This is a genomic window from Tardiphaga alba (genome assembly GCF_018279705.1).
Taxonomy (GTDB): domain Bacteria; phylum Pseudomonadota; class Alphaproteobacteria; order Rhizobiales; family Xanthobacteraceae; genus Tardiphaga; species Tardiphaga alba.
Map to the genome: position 1 here is coordinate 2,871,850 of NZ_CP036498.1, position 17,571 is coordinate 2,889,420.

The 17,571-nt window shown below is 64.7% G+C and carries 19 protein-coding genes and 1 pseudogene; 8 read left to right on the forward strand and 12 right to left on the reverse strand.

Annotated features, from left to right (window positions below):
- Positions 1 to 40: 40 nt before the first annotated feature.
- The 4 genes from RPMA_RS13655 to RPMA_RS13670 all read right to left on the reverse strand — a co-directional run bounded on the left by RPMA_RS13655 (position 41) and on the right by RPMA_RS13670 (position 4,157).
- On the reverse strand, positions 41 to 592 hold the full coding sequence (locus RPMA_RS13655) for a dihydrofolate reductase (protein ID WP_211913299.1): 552 nt from the start codon (positions 590 to 592) through the stop codon (positions 41 to 43).
- Positions 593 to 600: 8 nt separating this feature from the next.
- The gene (locus RPMA_RS13660) at positions 601 to 1,557 is read right to left on the reverse strand and encodes a polysaccharide deacetylase family protein (RefSeq protein WP_211913300.1); all 957 of its coding nucleotides are present in this window, start codon (positions 1,555 to 1,557) and stop codon (positions 601 to 603) included.
- 367 nt (positions 1,558 to 1,924) lie between these two features.
- Positions 1,925 to 2,497 (reverse strand): glutathione peroxidase, encoded by a 573-nt coding sequence (locus RPMA_RS13665; RefSeq protein ID WP_211913301.1) that lies wholly within the window; start codon positions 2,495 to 2,497, stop codon positions 1,925 to 1,927.
- Positions 2,498 to 2,579: 82 nt separating this feature from the next.
- On the reverse strand, positions 2,580 to 4,157 hold the full coding sequence (locus tag RPMA_RS13670; protein ID WP_249225667.1) for a L,D-transpeptidase: 1,578 nt from the start codon (positions 4,155 to 4,157) through the stop codon (positions 2,580 to 2,582).
- A gap of 346 nt (positions 4,158 to 4,503) precedes the next feature.
- Between RPMA_RS13670 and RPMA_RS13675 the strand changes: the two genes are divergently transcribed.
- A complete protein-coding gene (locus RPMA_RS13675; RefSeq protein ID WP_408056550.1) occupies positions 4,504 to 5,010 on the forward strand; it encodes a CreA family protein in 507 nt (168 codons plus the stop codon).
- Between the two features lie 21 nt (positions 5,011 to 5,031).
- Here RPMA_RS13675 and RPMA_RS13680 read toward each other — a convergent pair whose 3' ends face one another.
- Positions 5,032 to 5,307, reverse strand: a complete 276-nt coding sequence (locus RPMA_RS13680) for a hypothetical protein (RefSeq protein WP_211913303.1) — start codon at positions 5,305 to 5,307, stop codon at positions 5,032 to 5,034.
- 266 nt (positions 5,308 to 5,573) lie between these two features.
- Here RPMA_RS13680 and RPMA_RS13685 point away from each other — a divergent pair, with 266 nt between their 5' ends.
- On the forward strand, positions 5,574 to 5,738 hold the full coding sequence (locus tag RPMA_RS13685; RefSeq protein WP_211913304.1) for a hypothetical protein: 165 nt from the start codon (positions 5,574 to 5,576) through the stop codon (positions 5,736 to 5,738).
- 37 nt (positions 5,739 to 5,775) lie between these two features.
- Entirely contained in the window at positions 5,776 to 6,201 is a 426-nt protein-coding gene (locus RPMA_RS13690; RefSeq protein WP_211913305.1) for a hypothetical protein, read from the forward strand.
- A 61-nt stretch (positions 6,202 to 6,262) separates the two neighbouring features.
- Here the strand turns inward: RPMA_RS13690 and RPMA_RS13695 are convergent, their stop codons facing one another.
- Together RPMA_RS13695 and pdxR are read right to left on the reverse strand one after the other, a co-directional pair.
- The gene (locus RPMA_RS13695; protein ID WP_211913306.1) at positions 6,263 to 6,508 is read right to left on the reverse strand and encodes a DUF6719 family protein; all 246 of its coding nucleotides are present in this window, start codon (positions 6,506 to 6,508) and stop codon (positions 6,263 to 6,265) included.
- 263 nt (positions 6,509 to 6,771) lie between these two features.
- Positions 6,772 to 8,250: pseudogene (pdxR, locus tag RPMA_RS13700) on the reverse strand (MocR-like pyridoxine biosynthesis transcription factor PdxR); the annotation flags it as partial.
- 73 nt (positions 8,251 to 8,323) lie between these two features.
- On the opposite strand from pdxR, the gene RPMA_RS13705 reads away from it, so the two are divergent.
- On the forward strand, positions 8,324 to 9,067 hold the full coding sequence (locus tag RPMA_RS13705) for a pyridoxamine 5'-phosphate oxidase family protein (protein ID WP_249225668.1): 744 nt from the start codon (positions 8,324 to 8,326) through the stop codon (positions 9,065 to 9,067).
- Between the two features lie 102 nt (positions 9,068 to 9,169).
- On the opposite strand, the gene RPMA_RS13710 is transcribed toward RPMA_RS13705, so the two are convergent.
- On the reverse strand, positions 9,170 to 9,952 hold the full coding sequence (locus RPMA_RS13710; RefSeq protein WP_211913650.1) for a cobalamin-binding protein: 783 nt from the start codon (positions 9,950 to 9,952) through the stop codon (positions 9,170 to 9,172).
- Positions 9,953 to 10,053: 101 nt separating this feature from the next.
- On the opposite strand from RPMA_RS13710, the gene RPMA_RS13715 reads away from it, so the two are divergent.
- Positions 10,054 to 10,452 carry a PaaI family thioesterase gene (locus RPMA_RS13715; protein ID WP_211913309.1) on the forward strand — a complete coding sequence of 133 codons (399 nt, stop codon included), beginning with the start codon at positions 10,054 to 10,056 and terminating at the stop codon, positions 10,450 to 10,452.
- Positions 10,453 to 10,623: 171 nt separating this feature from the next.
- Complete coding sequence (locus tag RPMA_RS13720) at positions 10,624 to 11,259, forward strand: GNAT family N-acetyltransferase (RefSeq protein WP_211913310.1); 636 nt, start codon at positions 10,624 to 10,626, stop codon at positions 11,257 to 11,259.
- Between the two features lie 82 nt (positions 11,260 to 11,341).
- Here RPMA_RS13720 and RPMA_RS13725 read toward each other — a convergent pair whose 3' ends face one another.
- A complete protein-coding gene (locus RPMA_RS13725) occupies positions 11,342 to 11,641 on the reverse strand; it encodes a hypothetical protein (RefSeq protein WP_211913311.1) in 300 nt (99 codons plus the stop codon).
- 156 nt (positions 11,642 to 11,797) lie between these two features.
- Positions 11,798 to 12,460, reverse strand: a complete 663-nt coding sequence (locus RPMA_RS13730) for a DUF2161 domain-containing phosphodiesterase (RefSeq protein WP_211913312.1) — start codon at positions 12,458 to 12,460, stop codon at positions 11,798 to 11,800.
- Positions 12,461 to 12,624: 164 nt separating this feature from the next.
- On the opposite strand from RPMA_RS13730, the gene RPMA_RS13735 reads away from it, so the two are divergent.
- Positions 12,625 to 13,104 (forward strand): MgtC/SapB family protein, encoded by a 480-nt coding sequence (locus RPMA_RS13735; RefSeq protein ID WP_211913313.1) that lies wholly within the window; start codon positions 12,625 to 12,627, stop codon positions 13,102 to 13,104.
- A gap of 223 nt (positions 13,105 to 13,327) precedes the next feature.
- On the forward strand, positions 13,328 to 15,475 hold the full coding sequence (locus RPMA_RS13740) for a DEAD/DEAH box helicase (RefSeq protein WP_211913314.1): 2,148 nt from the start codon (positions 13,328 to 13,330) through the stop codon (positions 15,473 to 15,475).
- A 132-nt stretch (positions 15,476 to 15,607) separates the two neighbouring features.
- Here RPMA_RS13740 and fabG read toward each other — a convergent pair whose 3' ends face one another.
- Positions 15,608 to 16,288: a 3-oxoacyl-ACP reductase FabG gene (gene fabG, locus RPMA_RS13745; RefSeq protein WP_211913315.1), complete on the reverse strand. Its 681-nt coding sequence runs from the start codon at positions 16,286 to 16,288 to the stop codon at positions 15,608 to 15,610.
- A gap of 15 nt (positions 16,289 to 16,303) precedes the next feature.
- Positions 16,304 to 17,551 (reverse strand): multidrug effflux MFS transporter, encoded by a 1,248-nt coding sequence (locus RPMA_RS13750; protein ID WP_211913316.1) that lies wholly within the window; start codon positions 17,549 to 17,551, stop codon positions 16,304 to 16,306.
- Positions 17,552 to 17,571 lie beyond the last annotated feature (20 nt).

The window sequence follows — 17,571 nt, forward strand, 5'->3', positions numbered from 1 at the left end:
CAACCAACGCCGCTGGCGGATGACGCTTCGCTCATCCGCCCTACGAACGCCGCCAGGCCGTGACCGTCACATCATTGTCCGCATCCAGCACGCGCGTCTCGCTCGCTGTCAGTCCGTGGCTTGCCAGCACCTCGTGGGGCGACTTTGCGGGCACGCCTGGGAAGCAGCCCTGGCCGTCGGGGAGGTGAACCCCATGCGCTTCCGACAGCCAGAACACGTCGTAGCGGTCGAGAAAGAGACCATACACCGCCGGGCCACCAATGATCGCGACAGATCCATCGGCGATACCAGCCGCATCCGCTGCAGCCTCGAAGGACGCGCCGGCGGGATTCCAATAGACGGCCTGCGGGATATCGTCCGCCAATGCGAAAGCGGCGACGCTGCGGGTCACGATCAGTCGTCGCCTCACGCATGTGCGCGGATCCCCATCGCCGGAATTGCGGCCGTGGACGACAAGTGCGGCGCGCTTCAGGCCATCGACGAAAAAGCGATGGTCCTCCTTGAAACGCAATGCATCGGGCTGCTGGTTCGTTGCGTCGGTCAGCCGGCCGTCGGCCGAGACGATAACGTATCCTTCGACCGTGATCGGCATCTGGCATTTTATTCCGAGACAGTGGTGACGACGCCGCTCAAAGGCCGCGTGCTCACCGTCGGCAGCTTGGCATCCTTGGTGATCGCCTCGTCATATGACGCAATCGTTTGCACCGGCGCCTTGGCGCGCATATGCACGACCTTGTAGCCACCGGCTTTCAGCTTCTGCAGCAGTGTCGGCAACGCTTCGGCGGTGTGTTTCTGGAAATCGTGCATCAGGATGATGCCCTTGCCGAGCTTGTCGAGCTTGGTCATGACATTGGTGACGACCTGTTCGGACTTGCGGGTCTTGAAGTCGAAACTGTCGATGTCGGTGGAGAAGATCGCCATGTTGCGCTCGCCGAGATAGGTGACGATCTCAGGCGGATGCTGCAGTGCCGGCGCGCGGAAGAACGGGGCAGGCGCGGAGCCCAGTGCCCATTTGACGGCGCTAAATCCCTTTTCGATTTCGTCCTTGCGCTGCTGCTCGTTGAGCTTCTTGTTGGTCAGCGCGATATGGCCCCAGGTATGCCCGCCCACGGTGTGGCCGGCGGCGGCCACCTGTTTGAGGATTTCCGGATAGTAAGTCGCGTGCTTGCCGATCGGGAAAAAGATGGCGCGGACGCATTCGTCGGCCAGCGTCCGCAGCACGGTCGGCGTGGTGGTCTGCCACGGGCCGTCGTCGAAGGTCAGCACCACTTCCTTGTCGCGCAGGAAGTCGAGCTGCTTGAAATGCTCGAAGCCGAAACCGGGGCCGCCGGTGGTGTCGATCTCGACCACGCGGCTGACGCCGAGCGCATTGGGATTGGCGCAGGCGGGCGCTTTTGCAGCGGCAGCGGAGGGGGCCGGCGCGGGAGCTGCTGCCGGGGCAGGGGCTGCAGCCGGGGCCGCAGGTGCCGGCGTGGCCGCTTTCGGCGCCTGTGCCAGCGCCTGTGCCGTCCAGAGCGCGGCCGCGCTCGCCAAAATCAGACCCGCCGCCTTGCGCATGTCGTCTCCGTGGAATTGGCTCCGGCCTGATCGGGCCGGGTGAGAAGAGGTTGGCTGGAAGTCTAACGTGATTTCACCCGCTACCGCCATGGCGCCGGGCCTTATCCCCAAGGGGCGTTCTAAAGCCGGAGCGGCACTGTCTTTTCCCTCCCCGGAGCGCAGCTCTTCCTTTTCCCTCCCCCAAGCGGCGAAGCCGCGCCGTGGGGAGGGTGGCCGCGCGAAGCGCGGACGGGTGGGGTGTTTCCGCAAGCTCTGACGTCACGTGGGGATGGACCCCACCCCCGCCTATCGGTGGACCCTCCCCACTGCGCCGCTGCGCGGCTGGAGGGAGGGGAGGCTTCAGGCCTCTGCGCGTCAACCTCACCCCTCACACCACCGTCAGTGCCCTCGCAACGGCTGTCTTGATGCGGGTATCCGTTGGTTCGAATTCGGAAGCGAAGGCGTCGGCGAGGTAGCCGTCGCGGCCGATGAGGTATTTGTGGAAATTCCAGCGCGGCAGGTCGCGGGGGCGGGCCTCGGCGGCCCATTTGTAGAAGGGATGCGCATTCGGGCCTTTCACCACCGTCTTGGCGGCGATCGGAAACGAGATGCCGAAACGGCCACGGGCGATATCGTCGATCTCGTGCGGTCCGCCCGGCTCCTGATTGCCGAAATCGTTGGACGGCACGCCGATGACCATCAGGCCGCGCTCGCGAAACTCGGTCCACAGTTCCTGCAAGCCGGCATATTGCGGGGTATAACCGCATTGCGAGGCGGTGTTGACGACGATAATCGGCTTGCCCGCATGGTCGGACAGCCTGATGTCGTTGCCGCCCTTGAGCGCCGGGAAGGAAAAGCCATAGGCGGTGATGCGGCTCGCCTGCGCGCGAGCCGACGATGCCGTGGCAGCGCTGACCGCGCCACCGATCAGGGTCATGAGCAGATGTCTGCGATCCATCATCGCGCGCCTCGATCTGAAGAAGCGTGCAGGGTGATCCCGTCGATGCGGCGCGTCAACCGCGCCGCTTGTCTCACCGGATCGCTCAGCGCATCGGCACCACGAATTCGGTGCCCTGGCCGGTCTCGCCGCCAGACTTGATGCTCTGGTCGGACACGATGATGGAACCGCCGGTGGCGAGGGCTTCGGCAATCTGCGCCATCGCATCCTCGGGGATGGTGACGCGGTCGAGGGCTTCGGCGGCGCTGTCGGTGCGCAGGCTTTCCGGCGTGACAGGCGCCACGGCGGCGCGCTTGCGTGTGCCGGTCTCGGCAGCAGCGCGCTGCGGAACAGCGGGAAGTGACACTGCGGTCCAGTGGATGCTCTTGGCCTCATCCTTGTCGATGCGTGCGGTGAAGACATGCGTGCCTAGCGGACGATCGCCGGGCTTGATGGTGATCGGCGTTTCGAACAGCGGGGCGAAATTCTGCCGCACATAGAGCTTGCCGTCCTTGCCGCTGATCAGCACGGCGATCTGGCCGGTGCGCTTCGGTGACGTATCCGGCGGCGGCGGGATATCGACGGCATCGCGCTTGGCCGTATCCGGCTTTGTCTCGGTTTCGGCTTTGACCTCGGTCTTCGTCTGTTCGGCTTTAGGCGCGTCGGCGGGACGGCTGTCGTCCTTCTTCGCCTCGGGCGCGGCGGCGACGAGCGGCGATGCCGGCGGCAGATCCTCGGCTGCCTGCTTCACCTCTGGCGCCGGCGTCTCTGCGATCTTCGCGGCGGCTGCATCGACGTCCTGGCGCGTCACGCGGGTGGGTTCGTCGGTTTTCTTCTCGGCGAGTTTTGCGATATCGGCGCTGGCTGAAGACATCTGGGCCAGGGCCGCGCCGGCATCGGTCAGCACCGGCTTGGGTAGCGCATTGCTGGCATCGGCGGTGACAGTCTTGGTGCCCGCGCTTGTGGTGCTCGGCTTGAGGCCGAGATCGTCGGGCTTCATCTCGGTCGACTTGCCCTCATTGGATTTGCCATCCGCAGGCTTGGCGGTCGCGGGCTGGTCATCCTTCGGGGCTGCCATCGGCGTCGCCGCAACCGGCACCGGCTTCTGGGCGATCAGCTGCGGATGCGAAAACTCCGCCGGCGAAATCTCACCCGGCGTGATGATCACGCGGGCGCCCATGCGGGTCCAGCTCCACAGCTTGGTGGAGAACGCCATCGGCATGCGGATGCAGCCATGGGACGCCGGATAGCCGGGAAGGGCGCCGGCATGCAGCGCGATGCCCGACCAGGTGATCCGCTGCATATAGGGCATCGGCGCGCCGCTATAGATGTTCGACTTATGCCACTTGTTCTTCTGGATGATGCTGAACACGCCCGTCGGTGTGGCGTGGCCGCGCATGCCGGTAGAGACGCGGGTTTCCGCGAACAGGCCGTTGGCGTCGAACACGCGCATGGTCTGTTTGTCGAGAGATATCGCGATCACCAGCGGGCCGACCGGCTTGGCATGGGCCTTGGCTTCCTTCTCGAAGGTCGCACCCTGCTGCTTCAACCGGTTGTCGCGCTGCTGCAGCGCGCGGACCGGCGGCGGTGACGGCTCCATGACACGCGGACGCATCGGATCTTCATCGAACCAGAACACGGCATGGGCGGGAGCCGCGGCGCCGAGCACGAAAGAGGTCAGCAATGCCGCCTGCAAAAGGTGGCGAGGGGACCATGCGCTCCGTGAAACTGAAGTGCCGCTGAGAAGCAGGTGCTTGCGGGTGGAGCTTCCCGGAAACTTAAAAACCGTCACGCTGAAAAATCCTCGAATCCGTTTCAAAGGGTTAGTGTCGCGGACGCAAAAGGCGTTCACCAGCGGGCGAATCGCACCGCTGCAGGCTGGATGCGAAGGTAACAAAAAAGCCTCACATTGAATTAACGCCGCGGCATCGGGCCTACCGTTGCCCAAAGCAATCTCTACATAAGCGGTGTGAGACACGGAGAGTTGAATGTCGTTGATGGGTTTGAGCTTTCGCTTCGGTTGGAGCCGCATGGCTGCGCTCGCGCTGGTCGCGGTGACGGTGGGGGTTGGCAGCGTGGCCCAGGCGGCCGACGAGCCCGACCTGATCTTCCGCCGCTCCACCGTGTTCAAATGGCTGAGTCCGAACGACAAGCTCGCCACCTATGGCGTCGACGACCCCGAGGTCGAGGGCGTGGCCTGTCACTTCACGGTGCCGGAAAAGGGTGGCTTCAAGGGCTGGCTCGGCCTGGCCGAGGAGGTCTCGGACATCTCGCTGGCCTGCCGCCAGATCGGCCCAATCAAGTTCAAGGCCAAGAGCGACCAGGGCGAGGACATGTTCCGCCAGCGCCGTTCGTTGTTCTTCAAGAAGATGCAGATCGTGCGTGGCTGCGACGCCAAGCGAAACGTGCTGGTCTATATGGTCTATTCCGACCGGATCATCGAAGGCTCGCCGAAGAACTCGACCTCGTCGGTGCCGATCATGCCGTGGGGCACGGCCAATACCGACGTGCAGAAATGCGGTGAGTTCATCAAGTAGGCGCGAGGCGATGGTACGGCGCTAGCTAGCGGTGAATTGCGCCTGCTGCTGGCGCAGCCGTTCCCATGACAGCGGCGTCACCGGCGGGCTGCGGCTGCCGATCAGGCGGACGAGCTGCTGTGGCGAGCATTCGTTGTCGCGGAGGCAGCGAGACGTCTGCTGGGGCGTTGCTACAGTCGTGTTGGCGATGACATGTGTCGGATCACGCGGTGCGATCGTCGGCGACAACCCGGCGGCGTCAACCATCAGGTCTTTGCCCTGATCTTTGCCAACATCGTCGTTGCCGGTTCCCACCACGCGTACCCTTCTGCCACTAGAGCAACATAAACGCGCAACTGCCTCAATTGGTTGCACCCGCGAGCATCTCCGTTGCTTTAAGCGCGGTTCGGTTAAAGCCGGGTGACGGCAGGGTGACCATTCGACGGCAATGCATGTTTCGTCGCACGGGTTCCGACGACACATTGTGGGTCTCTCGCGAAACCATTTTGCGCTTGGCACGCAGACCGGCCGAAACGGCGGCCCGCTATCCAGTCTCCAACACGCGATCACTCTGGAGACGTCCGATGCGCTTTGCCAGCCTCGTCCTCGCTTTCGCCTTCCTGTTCGCGGGTCCGTCGCTGGCGGGCTCGGCGGACAGCACGCTGCCGGCCATCGGCACCTTCACCTTCAACGGCGCGCCATCGCCGGACCCGGCACCTGCCACCATCGTTCTGGCCGCTATCCGCTGACCACGACGTGCGCGATCAACAACAAGAAAAGCCCAGCATGACCCGACTGCCATTTCGTTTTGCTGCCTGTGTCGCCGTGATCCTTGCCTGCGTTCTGCCCGGTGTCGATGCGCAGGCGCAGGTGCCGGAGGCCAGGGTGCGGGAGGCGCGGTTCTGGGAAACGCTGTCCTGGCGCAAGCTGCCGGATCAGCGCGGTGAATTCGTCCGCCTGTGCGCGCCGCATATGGCGGGGCGCTGGGCGCATCCCGAACAGGTCTGCGGCTGCCTGCACGATCACGCCATCGCGCCGGTGGATGACACCGACCTGCGGGAGGCCCTGCTGCGCGGTATCACCGAGCGCGGCGTGCCGACCATCGAGAAGGGCTGGATCCCGGAATCCAAGCAATCGCTGGTCAGCGCGACGTTCAGCCAGATCGCAAAGCCGACCCTGCAATGCATGTATGACCCCGCGCCGATCGACTGAGGCGGCGAAGGCGCATCTCAGCGATCGCTGAGTCTCTGCACGATACGTCGATGGCCGCCCCTCAACGCACCCGCGTGCCGCCGCGGGGGACGCATTTCTTGACGCGGGCGACGTTGCCGTTGGCGGCGAGGGTGGTGCCCATGACTTCCTTGATCTGGCCGGTCGGGCAGGAGCCGTCATCGACCCAGATGCGCTGGCCGAGGCGCAGTTCGACGATGTCCTCCTCGCGCGAAACCTGATCAACGGCGAAAGCCGGGGCGGTGACGGTGAGGGCGGCGAGCAGGCCGAGAGCCAATGTGGCGCGCATTATTTGTTCTGCACCTTCAGGCCGTCGGGGCCGACATTGATCTGCAGGCCCTGGGGCTCCTTCTTCTCCTGATAGAGGTTGTAGCCGAGCACGCCGATCCCGACGACGAGTGCGCCGATGATGAGAAAGAGCACGTTGCGATTGCCGGACATGAAATCTCCGTGGGGCCGTTGGTGATGCAGTCTACGGACGCCGGTTCGATTCTTGAAGCGCAGCAGTCGCCAGCCATAAGTGCTAGCCCCGGCGCGGGTTCCATCGCGCCGTTTCGTTGCGACTTTTTGATGCGCGCGCAGCGTTGCGGCCGAGGCCTTTGCGAGCGTTTCGGCGGCGGTGACGAGTTTGCGTAACGGATGCCCAGAGAAGCCGAGCACGAAGCCCGGCGCGGGGCGGGCGCGCAGATAGGTGTCGGCCAGCAGCCAGCCTTCGACGCCGGCATCGGCCTTGGCCTGCGCGGCGATCTCGAGCGGTGTCGTTGCCGCAAACCGCGCGACCAGATGCAAGCCTTGCGACGGGACGGGGACGGTGAGTTGCCCGTCCGATGCGTCCGTCAGCGTGCGGGCGAGGGCATCGCGCGCCTCGCGGTAACGGCCGCGCATCTTGCGCAGGTTGGCGGCGAAAGCGCCAGAATTCAGCATGTCGGCAATGGCGCCTTCCATCACCGTGGCGGGAAAGCGGTCCATTGCGGCGCGGGCGGCGGCGACCGGGCCGATCAGGTTTTCCGGCAGCGCGCAATAGCCGATGCGCAGGCCGGGAAACAACGTCTTGGCGAAGGTGCCCATATAGACGACGCGGCGCAGGTGATCGATGCCGGCGAGCGACAGCAGCGGCGCGCCGTCATAGCGGAATTCGCTGTCGTAATCGTCCTCGAACACGAAGGCATGAGCATCGCGCGCCCAGTCCAGCAACTCCAGTCGCCGCGGCATCGCCATCTGCACGCCGAGCGGAAACTGATGCGAGGGCGTGACATAGGCGGCGCGCGCATGCGGCGCGGAGGAGCGCCCCTTGGCGACGATCATGCCGCTGTCGTCCACCGGCACGGAGACCGGCTTGCCGCCGTAATGCTCGATGGATTTGCGCGCGGCGGGGTAGCCGGGGTCTTCGACCCAGATCTGTTCGCCTGGCTTGAGGATGGCGGACAGCACGATGCGCAGGCCATGCTGGGTGCCTGATGTAAGCATGATGTGGTCGGGATCGCAGCGCAGGCCGCGCGCCGACAGCAGGTGATTGGCGATGGCGATGCGCAGCTCGCGGCTGCCGCGGGGATCGCCGTAATGCAGATGCTCGCTGCCGAAGGCGCGCATGCGGCGGCCGACAAACGAGCGAAAACGGCGCAGCGCCGTCTCGTCGATATCGGTGCAGCCGAGCGCGAGCGTGCCGCGCTGGGGCTCGATGATGGCGATGCGCTTCGGCGCTTTCGCATCGACGGCGGATGGAATGCGCTCGGCGACGAACGTGCCGGAGCCGACGCGCGCGACGGCGAAGCCATCAGCGATCAGGCGCTCATAGGCATCGGTGATCGCGTTGCGGCGAAAGCCGGCTTGTTCGGCGAGGTTTCGCGATGGCGGCAGCGCTTCGCCGGGCTTGGCCGTGCCTGACGTGATGGCATGGCGCAGCGCCTGATACAGGCGTTCCGGCGCGGACGCGTGGCGGTCGATATGTGCGCCATCGAGATCGAGCGGCAATGCGTGCGGGACTGCAGGTGTCGATTTCATCGTGCGAGAATTGGTCGGAATTTTTCGCATGGAATTGGCACTATCGCAGACCAATTCGGCGGCTACAACAGTTTCGAACGCTTCCAATCCACGAGGACTTACTGTGAGCACCGCCGAACTGAAGACGACAGAAGAGACAACGCCGACCTATCCGCTCACCCAGCGCAACCGCGTGAAGCGGCGGCATGATCGTGGCTTCTACGACCACGAGACCGTGCACAGGATCCTGGACGCGGCGATGATGTGCCACGTCTCTTATGTGATCGACGGCCAGCCCTACTGCACGCCGACCTTTTTCTGGCGCGAAGGCACGACGCTTTACTGGCATGGATCGAGCGCGAGCCGGATGCTGAAGAACCAGACCGCGCATCAGCGCGTCTGCCTCACCGTGGCCTTCCTCGACAGCCTCGTGCTGGCGCGCTGTGGCTTCAATCACTCGGCCGATTATCGCGCCGTGATGGCGTTCGGAAATGCCTATCTGGTCACCGATCCCGCGGAGAAGGATCGCGCCGGCATCGCCATGGTCGATCGCTTCTTCCCCGACCGCACCGCGGGCCTGCGCGCTACCACAGCGCAGGAGATGAAAGCAACGTCCTTCATCGCCATGGAGATCGAGGAGGCGTCGGCAAAAATCCGCGCCAAGGGTGTTGCCGATGACGACGAGGATTACGAGCTGCCGATCTATGCCGAGCGCATTCCGGTGAGGACCGTGATCGGAGCCCCCGAGCCGTGTCAGCGATTGTTGCCCGGCGTCGCGCGGCCGGCATCGCTGCAGATTTTCAGCGAAGGCAGGCTGCTTGATGATGCGCTGACGGAGGCCTATGCGCTGGAATATCCGGAAGGTTGAGGGCGTCGCTGATTTCGTAGCCTGCATGGAGCGTAGCGTAATGCAGGGACAGCAGATTTCGCGGAAACGCCGGTCCCCGGATTGCGCTGCGCTCCATCCGGGCTACGGCCAGAGCGCCTTCACGATCGCATCGAGGCCATCGGTCAACGCCGCCGGGCCGGGTTGCAGGATCAGCGGCGATTTGATCTCGACGATGCGATCGTCGCGCACGGCCGGAATGTCACCCCATCCCGGTCGCTGCCTGATCCTGTCCGGCACGACTTTCTTGCCGCACCATGAGGCGAGGATCACGTCGGGCATCGTGTCGCGTACGTCGTCCGGCGACACGATGCGATCCTTCGCCGCCTTCTGAAAACGCATCTGCGGGAAAACATCGACGCCGCCGGCGATGTCGACCAATTCGGATACCCAGCCGATGCCGGTGATCAGCGGATCGTCCCATTCCTCGAAATAGACGCGCGGCCTGGCAGCGCGGGTCTGTGCGGCTGCCGCGACGTCGGCCAGACGCTGTTCGTAGGACCGGGCAAGCCGTTCTGCACGGTCCTGCGCGCCGACCATGGCGCCGAGTGTGCGGATCATTGCCAGGATGCCGGCGATGTCGCGCTGGTTGAACACATGCACGGCAATGCCGGCGCGGATCAGCGCGGCGGCGATCTCGGCCTGCAGGTCGGAGAAGCAGAGGACAAGGTCCGGCTCCAGCGCCAGGATTTTTGGCACATCCGCCGAGATGAAGGCCGAGACACGTGGCTTCTCGCGACGCACCTGCGGCGGGCGCACCGCATAGCCGGAGACGCCGACGATGCGGTCCTGCTCGCCGAGCAGATACAGCGTCTCCACGGTCTCTTCCGTGAGGCAGACAATGCGGCGGGGCGGGAAGGCGTTCATCGCATCGCTATGCCGCGGAAAGGGGGACTTGTCACGGCGCGCCGCATCCGTCTCCATGGGCCATCAGTCCGCGCCACGACGGACATTGCAGGGAGAACCACATGACGCCGCTCGACAAGATCAAGGCCGTGACGATGCCGTTTTCGGTATCGATGGGTGTCACCTTCATCGAGGCAGAACTCGACCGCGTGGTCGCCACCATGCTGGTGCGGGAAGACCTGTGCACGGCGCGTCATACGATCCACGGCGGCGCGGTGATGGCGCTGGCCGATGCCGTTGGCGCTGCCGCGACCGTGATCAATCTGCCCGAGGACGCCAAGGGCACCACGACCATCGAGAGCAAGACCAATTTCGTCAGCGGCGCAGCGGCGGGAACCACGGTGCGCGCCACGGCCACGCCAATCCATCGCGGACGCCGGACCCAGGTCTGGCAGACCCGGATCGAGACCGCGGAGGGCAAGCTCGTAGGGGTGGTGACCCAGACCCAGCTGGTACTCTAGGAACGGGGCTGCGGGTAATTCCTCTTTAACCTTCAAGCATTTGCATAGCTCAATTGCGTCCGGCGCCGTCTTGTCGCACGCCATTGGCCTTGAAGTTCTTTGTGCGATGCACAATATTGGGGTCATACAAGAATCAAGGCTTTCCTCGCGGATATCCGGAGGAGTGGACCCATGTTTAGCCCCGCAACGATCATCGCACTTGCCCACCGGACGCCCAAGGTTTCGACCAAGAGCGGCCCCGTTCGTATCCTCGCCACCCACGAGCTTCCGCTGTTCCGGGACCATCTTCTGCGTCTCGACCGTGACAGCCGCCGCGACCGTTTCAACGGCTCGCTGTGCGACGACTGGGTCGCGAAATATGCCGAGCGCTCCGTGCATGACGGCACCGTCATCCTGGCCTATTTCGAAGACGGCACCATTCGCGGCGCCGCCGAGCTGCACCAGGCCGACCTCGTCAATGTCGAGCCGGAAGTCGCCTTCAGCGTCGAATCCTGCATGCGCCGCAAGGGCGTCGGCAGCATCCTGTTCACCCAGCTGATCGCGAAGGCGCGCTCGATGGGTTACAAGAAGCTGCGCGTCACCACCGGTGCGCAGAACGATGCGATGCGCGCGCTGGCCGGCAAGTTCGGCGCCAAACTGTCGTTCCGCCACGGCGAATCGACGGGCCTGATCGATCTCACCGCGGAGCCCGTGAAGGTCGCGCCTAAGCCGAAGGCAGGCGCAGCTGACGTCGCCAAGGCTGTCGGCGACTATAACCGGGCTGCCTGGCGTGCCTGGTTCAACGCCGCCGGTTTCGGCAAGCATTGAGCGCGGGATCGCAGGCGTCACAGAAACAAAAAAGCAGGGCCGAGGCCCTGCTTTTTTCATTCCAGAACTGATCCGGAAAAACTCACGCCCGCTTGGCGATCGCGATCTTGCGGGTGACGCGGCGCTCGACGACCACGGTGCGCTGGGCGCCCTGTTCGCCGGCGATGACGCGACTGACGCGCAGCGTGCCTGTGGAGCGGTTGGCCTTCTTGACCTGCGCCTGCACCTCTTCGACGGGCAAGCCCATCAGCGACGCTGCGATCTCGGCCTGCTGGTCGAGGTCCTCGGTGATGCCGATGGCTGCGAAAATGGCCTCTTCCAGCGTCGGCGGATCATGCCGCACGCGCCTCGTGCCATATTTGGTATTCCACTCGCCGCTCATCGTCCGCCTCAAAGTTGATATTGGCTTCCTAACGAAGCCATTGTTGCATTGCAATATGAAAAACCCGTGGCAAGTCAGCTATGCAATGTGACGCGCGACAATGCGTCGGACGCCCGGGGTTAGCTTTGAAGTAAAGTAAATTGCGGGTAGGTCGGATTAGCCGGTGCTGTTCGCCTGCGGCCAGGTGACGAGCGCCTGCTGGCCGGATGCGGTGAGGGCGTAGACGCCGCGCGACACCGGCGCGAACCAGCCATAGACATTGCGGTGCAGGATCTTCTGTGCGTCGGGAAAGGCAGGCTTGAGCTCCTTCAACGGCCGCGGGCCCAAAGCGAGGGCGGCGGCGCAGCCGAGCGCCTGCTGGCGATAGGCGGTCATGATCGGCGTTTTGGTCGAACCGCCCAGCGCGGGATCGCCGATCCGTTTCCGGTGTTCGGTGATAAGGCGGGCGCGCTGCTTCGGATTGCGGCGGGGCGCGGTGGTTGGCGGCTCCACCAGGATTTCCACGGTGCCGGCATCGGTGACGCCCAGCATGCCGAAGCCGAGGCGGCGGCACAGATTGCGATAGCGCGCATCGCTCTCGCGGCCCTTGCCACGGATCGACATTTTGGCGGCAACCCAAATCTCGTCGCAGGCGCCCGCGCGATCAACGGCTTGCAGGATCAGTTCAAGATTGAAGCTGAGCTTGAGCTCCCCAACCACCACGATCGGCGGATCGTCGCCTTTCAGCGCCACCAGATCGCAGCCCTGGATCTCGCCCTTCACCGAAAAGCCGAGCCCTTCGAGAAAGCGTTTCACGGGGAGATAGAGCGCGGTTTCCAAAACGAGATCCGATCGGCGGCGAGGGCGGTGGCGAACGGATCCCCAAATGGAACCGCGACTCGCCGGCTGAGTTTATCCGCGTCGCCGCGACTTGGCACCGGATTGGCTCCGGATGGGGCTGAGATCGTGATCTCAGGCGATGGTTCAACGCGATCGGAGCTCACGTGAAGACATTGCTGGAAACGACTGATAGTTTTGGTGTATTGCCGCATCTTGTAGCGTTGTCTATCGCCTATATTCTGGCATTGCCGATTGGCTGGAACCGGGAACGCGCCGAGCGCAGCGCGGGTTTGCGGACCTTCCCGCTCGTGGCGCTGGCGACCTGCGGCATCGTCCAAGCGACGGAAGGCATCCTCAACGGACACCCCGAAGGCACCGCGCGCATCATCGAGGGCCTCATGACCGGGATGGGTTTCATCGGGGGAGGCGCGATCCTGAAGGAAGGCGGCTCGGTGCGCGGCACCGCCACGGCCTCCAGCCTGTGGGCCACCGGCGCCACCGGGGCGGCGGTCGGGCTCGGGTCCTATGACGTCGCGGTGGTGATCTCCCTGTTCACCTTCCTCACGCTCTGGCTGCTGGTTCCATTTAAGGAGGAAGGTGGCAAGGAAGACGAGAAAGGCGTGAAATCGCACAGCGAGGGGTAGGCCTGCGGGATGGGGCTGGTCTTTTGCTGCAAAGCAGCGTAGAAGCGCACCATCCCGATACGCTCCGGACTCCCTGGACCCGACGTGACCGTCAAATGAAGGACGGCCGATTCGTTTCCGTTTGGTCCATGTATCTCGATGTCGAGCATCGCCGGTCACGGCGATGAGTCCTGTGAGTTCTGGCCGCAATCTGCGGCCTGCTGCAACCAAGGTTACATATCCCGTGTCTTTTGAATCGACGCCCCCGGCGCTCGCCCGTGCATTGGCTGAGCGCAACTACCGCGAATCCACCCCCGTTCAGACCGCCGTGCTGGCCGACGAAGCAGTTGGCCGCGATCTTCTCGTCTCCGCCCAGACCGGCTCCGGCAAGACTGTCGCTTATGGCCTAGCGATTGCAGCCGACCTGCTCGAAGGCGCCGAACGGCTGCCGCAGGCCGGCGCGCCGCTGGCGCTGATCGTGGCGCCGACGCGCGAACTGGCGCTGCAGGTGCATGGCGAACTGACCTGGCTTTATGCCCAGGCCGGCGCCCGCGTCGTCTCCTGCGTCGGCGGCATGGACCCGCGCACCGAACAGCGCGCGCTTGCCGCTGGTGCGCATATCGTTGTCGGCACGCCCGGCCGACTGTGCGACCATCTCCGCCGCAACCGTCTCGACATTTCGCAGATCAAGGCCGTCGTCCTCGACGAGGCCGACGAGATGCTCGACATGGGCTTTCGCGAGGACATGGAGTTCATCCTCGAAACCACGCCGGAAAGCCGCCGTACGCTGCTGTTCTCAGCCACCATGCCGCGCGGCATCGCCAAGTTGGCGCAGCAGTATCAGGACAACGCCTTCCGCATCGAAGTCGCCGGCAGCGAAGGCGGCCATTCGGACATCGAATACCGCGCCATCCGCATCTCGCCGAACGATGTCGACCATGCCGTCGTCAACGTGCTGCGCTATTTCGAATCGCCGACCTCGATCGTGTTCTGCAACACCCGCAATGCCGTGAAGCATCTGCAGGGCGTGTTGCTGGAGCGCGGCTTCTCCGTCGTGGCACTTTCGGGCGAACTGTCGCAGAACGAGCGCACCCATGCGCTGCAGGCGCTGCGCGACGGCCATGCCCGCATCTGCGTCGCCACCGACGTTGCCGCGCGCGGCATCGATCTGCCCAATCTCGGCCTCGTCATCCATGCCGAACTGCCGAACGATCCCGAAGTGATGCAGCATCGCTCGGGCCGCACCGGCCGCGCCGGCCGCAAGGGCATCAGCGTGTTGCTGGTGCCGCCGTCGCGCCGCCGCCGTGCTGAATTCCTGCTTCAGCTCGCCGAGACCGAAGCTGTCTGGGGTGCTGCGCCGACCGTGGATGAGATCCGCGTGCTCGACGAAGAGCGCATGATGTCGGACAAGATTTTCGACGACGCGGCCAATGAAGACGATGCGGTGTTCGCCAAGAAGCTGCTGGAGCGGCATCCGGCCGAGACCATCGCGACCGCGTTGGCGCGTCTCTATCGCTCGCGCCTGCCGTCGCCCGAAGAGGTCGAGGATCCCGGCACGTTCCGTGCGCGCGACCGCGAAGACCGCGCCGGCAGCCGTCGCAAGGCGGAGGACGGTGGCCCCGTCCGCAAGACGCCGAAGAAGAACGAGCCGATGGGCGAGGGCGCAAAATGGTTCCGCGCCGCCATCGGCCGCCAGAAAAACGCCGAGGCGCGTTGGCTGCTGCCGATGATCTGCCGTCGCGGCGGCATCGAGAAGAACGATGTCGGCGCCATCAAGATCTATGATGGCGCTACCGAGTTCGAGATTTCAGCGGCTGCCGCCGAGCGCTTCGTGACCATGATCAAGCGCCCGGACAAGGAAGACAATATCCGCATCGACGCGCTGCCGAACGGCCCCGAAGGCGGCACCATCACCCCGATGCCGCGCGGCGGCGGCGATCGCGACTTCCCGCCGAAGCGCCATCGCAAGGGCGGCGACGATTTCCGGTCCGATGGCGATCGTCCGGATTTCAAGGCGAAGGATTCCTATAAGGGCAAGTCGTGGAAGGAAGACGGACCGCGCGAGCGTCCGCGTGGCGACAAGCCCTATGCCGCGAAGAGCTTCGACGACCGGCCGCGCACGGATCGCAAGCCGAAATACGATCCGATGAAGGCCGACCGCGCCCGCGAGCCGTCCGCGAGCTGGGACGATCGCAAGCCGAAGCGTGACGGCGGCTATGAGGGCAAGAAGCCCTTCGAGGCACGTGGCGAAGGCAAGAAGTACGAAGGCAAGAAGCCGGACTTCCACGACAAGCCGCGCAAGGAAAAGAAGACCTACGTGGCCAAGGCCAAGCGCGAAGGCGCTGCGAAGTTCGAGAAGCCGGCTTTCGGGAAGAAGAAGAACAAGGGCTGAAGGCTCTCCTTTTCGCTACTTACGCTATCAATAAAACTCGTCATGGCCGGGCTTGTCCCGGCCATCCACGTCTTCGCCTGGGCTCAAAACGTGGATGCCCGGCACAAGGCCGGGCATGACGGAGCTGAAGCGCTAAACCCGCCCGCGCACCGGCACCAATGCGCCGGTCACCGCACTCGCCGCATCGCTGGCCAAAAACAAAATCACGCTGGCCAACTCGTCCGGCGTCACCCATTTCGCAAAATCCGCATCGGGCATGTCGCGGCGATTGGCCGATGTGTCGATGGTCGAGGGCAGCACGGCATTGACCGTGACCTTGCCCTTCAACTCCGCCGCCAGCGACTCCGTCAGCCTGTGCACGCCGGCTTTCGACGCAGCATAGGGGCCCATGCCGCTGCCTGCCTCCAGCGCGCCGATGGCGCCGATATTCACGATCCGCCCGGCGCTCGATGTCACCAGATGCGGGATCGCCGCGCGCGATGTGTTGAGCGCCGTGAGCAGGTTGAGGCGATGCATCGTCTCCCAGCTCGCATTGTCGCCATCGGCAATGGCTTCGAACCTGAACGCGCCGGCAATGTTGATCAGCACATCGATGCGTCCGAACTGCGCGATCACCTCTCCAATGGCTTTGGCAGCCCGTGCGGCGTCGGCGAGATCGACGCCGCCGATCTGCAGGCGCTGCGGCGTCGAGGGAATGTCGTTGTGGCCGTGATCGATCACCGCGACGGTGGCGCCGTCCTCCAATGCACGATCGGCGACCACCCGGCCAAGCGCACCGGCCGCTCCGGTGATGACGACGATTTTGCGCTGCATCGGTCGTGGCTCCGTCTATCGATGATGGGTTCCCGCTTTGGTTGCGGGAAGCACCCAAAGATAGATCGCGCCCGCGACAATGGCCATGGCGGCCATCAGGCCGGTCATCACCAATGCGGGATGGCCGAACGGCTCCAGCACGGCGACCATGGCACTGGCGAAGGCGCCCATCACCATCTGGGTGCAGCGCATGACGCCGGCGGCCGATCCCGCCACATGCGGCAGGTTCGCCAGCGCTTCATGGTTGGTCGAGGGCGCGAGCATGCCGAAGGCAAAGATGGTGAGCGCCATCATCGGTGTCAGCGTCGCCACCGTCACCGCGCCGAGCGGGACCAGCACGAGCGCCAGGAGCGCGCTCGCCACCATCAGCAACAGGCCGAAGGCGATGATCTTTCGCGACGAGACATTGTGCTTGCTCAGGCGACCCGAGATCAGCGACGCCACCAGCACGCCGCAGGATGTCAGGCCGAACAGCAGCGAAAAACTGGTCGTGGAGAGGCCGAGACTGCCGATCAGGACCGACGGCGCGCCGGAGATGAAAGCGAACATGCAGGCGAAGGCGCAGGCATAGAGCAGCGCATAGCCGACAAAGCTGCGATCGGTGAGCACGAAGCGATAGCTTTCGGCGAGTTGGCGCGGATTGAGCGAGCGGCGGCTTTCCACCGGCTGGGATTCCGCGAGACCCATGGCGCCGACGACGAGCAGGATGAGGCCGACCGCGGCCTGTGCTGCATAGATTGCGCGCCAGTCGCTGACGGTCATCACCCAGCCGCCCAGCACCGGCGCGAGCATCGGGGCGATGCCGAGCACGGCTGCGATCTGCGACAGCTTTTGCCGCGCGGCGCCGTGGACGAACAGATCACGCACGATGGCGATGGGCAGGATGGCGCAGGCGCCGGCGGCAAAGCCCTGCAGCAGGCGGCAGGCGAGCAGCACGGAGAAATTCGGCGCGAGCGCGCAGGCGCCGGCGGCAAGCGAGAACAGCAACAGGCCGTCGAGCAACATAGCGCGGCGGCCGAAGCGATCGGCCAGCGGGCCGCAGATCAGAGGCGAGATCGCGAATCCCGCCATGAACAGGCTGAGCGTCAGCGGGCCGCGGCCGCCGGCGTCAGCGAATGTCGCCTCGATGGCGGGAAGGCCGGGCAGGCCCATGTCGATGGACAGTGGCGGCAGCGCGGTGAGGGTGCCCAGAAATGCGGTGAAAGCAAACGTATCGCGCCCGAGCGCCACAGTGAATTCCTTGAAAAGAGCAGGCACGGCCATGCCGGCCGTGCCGGAAGCCG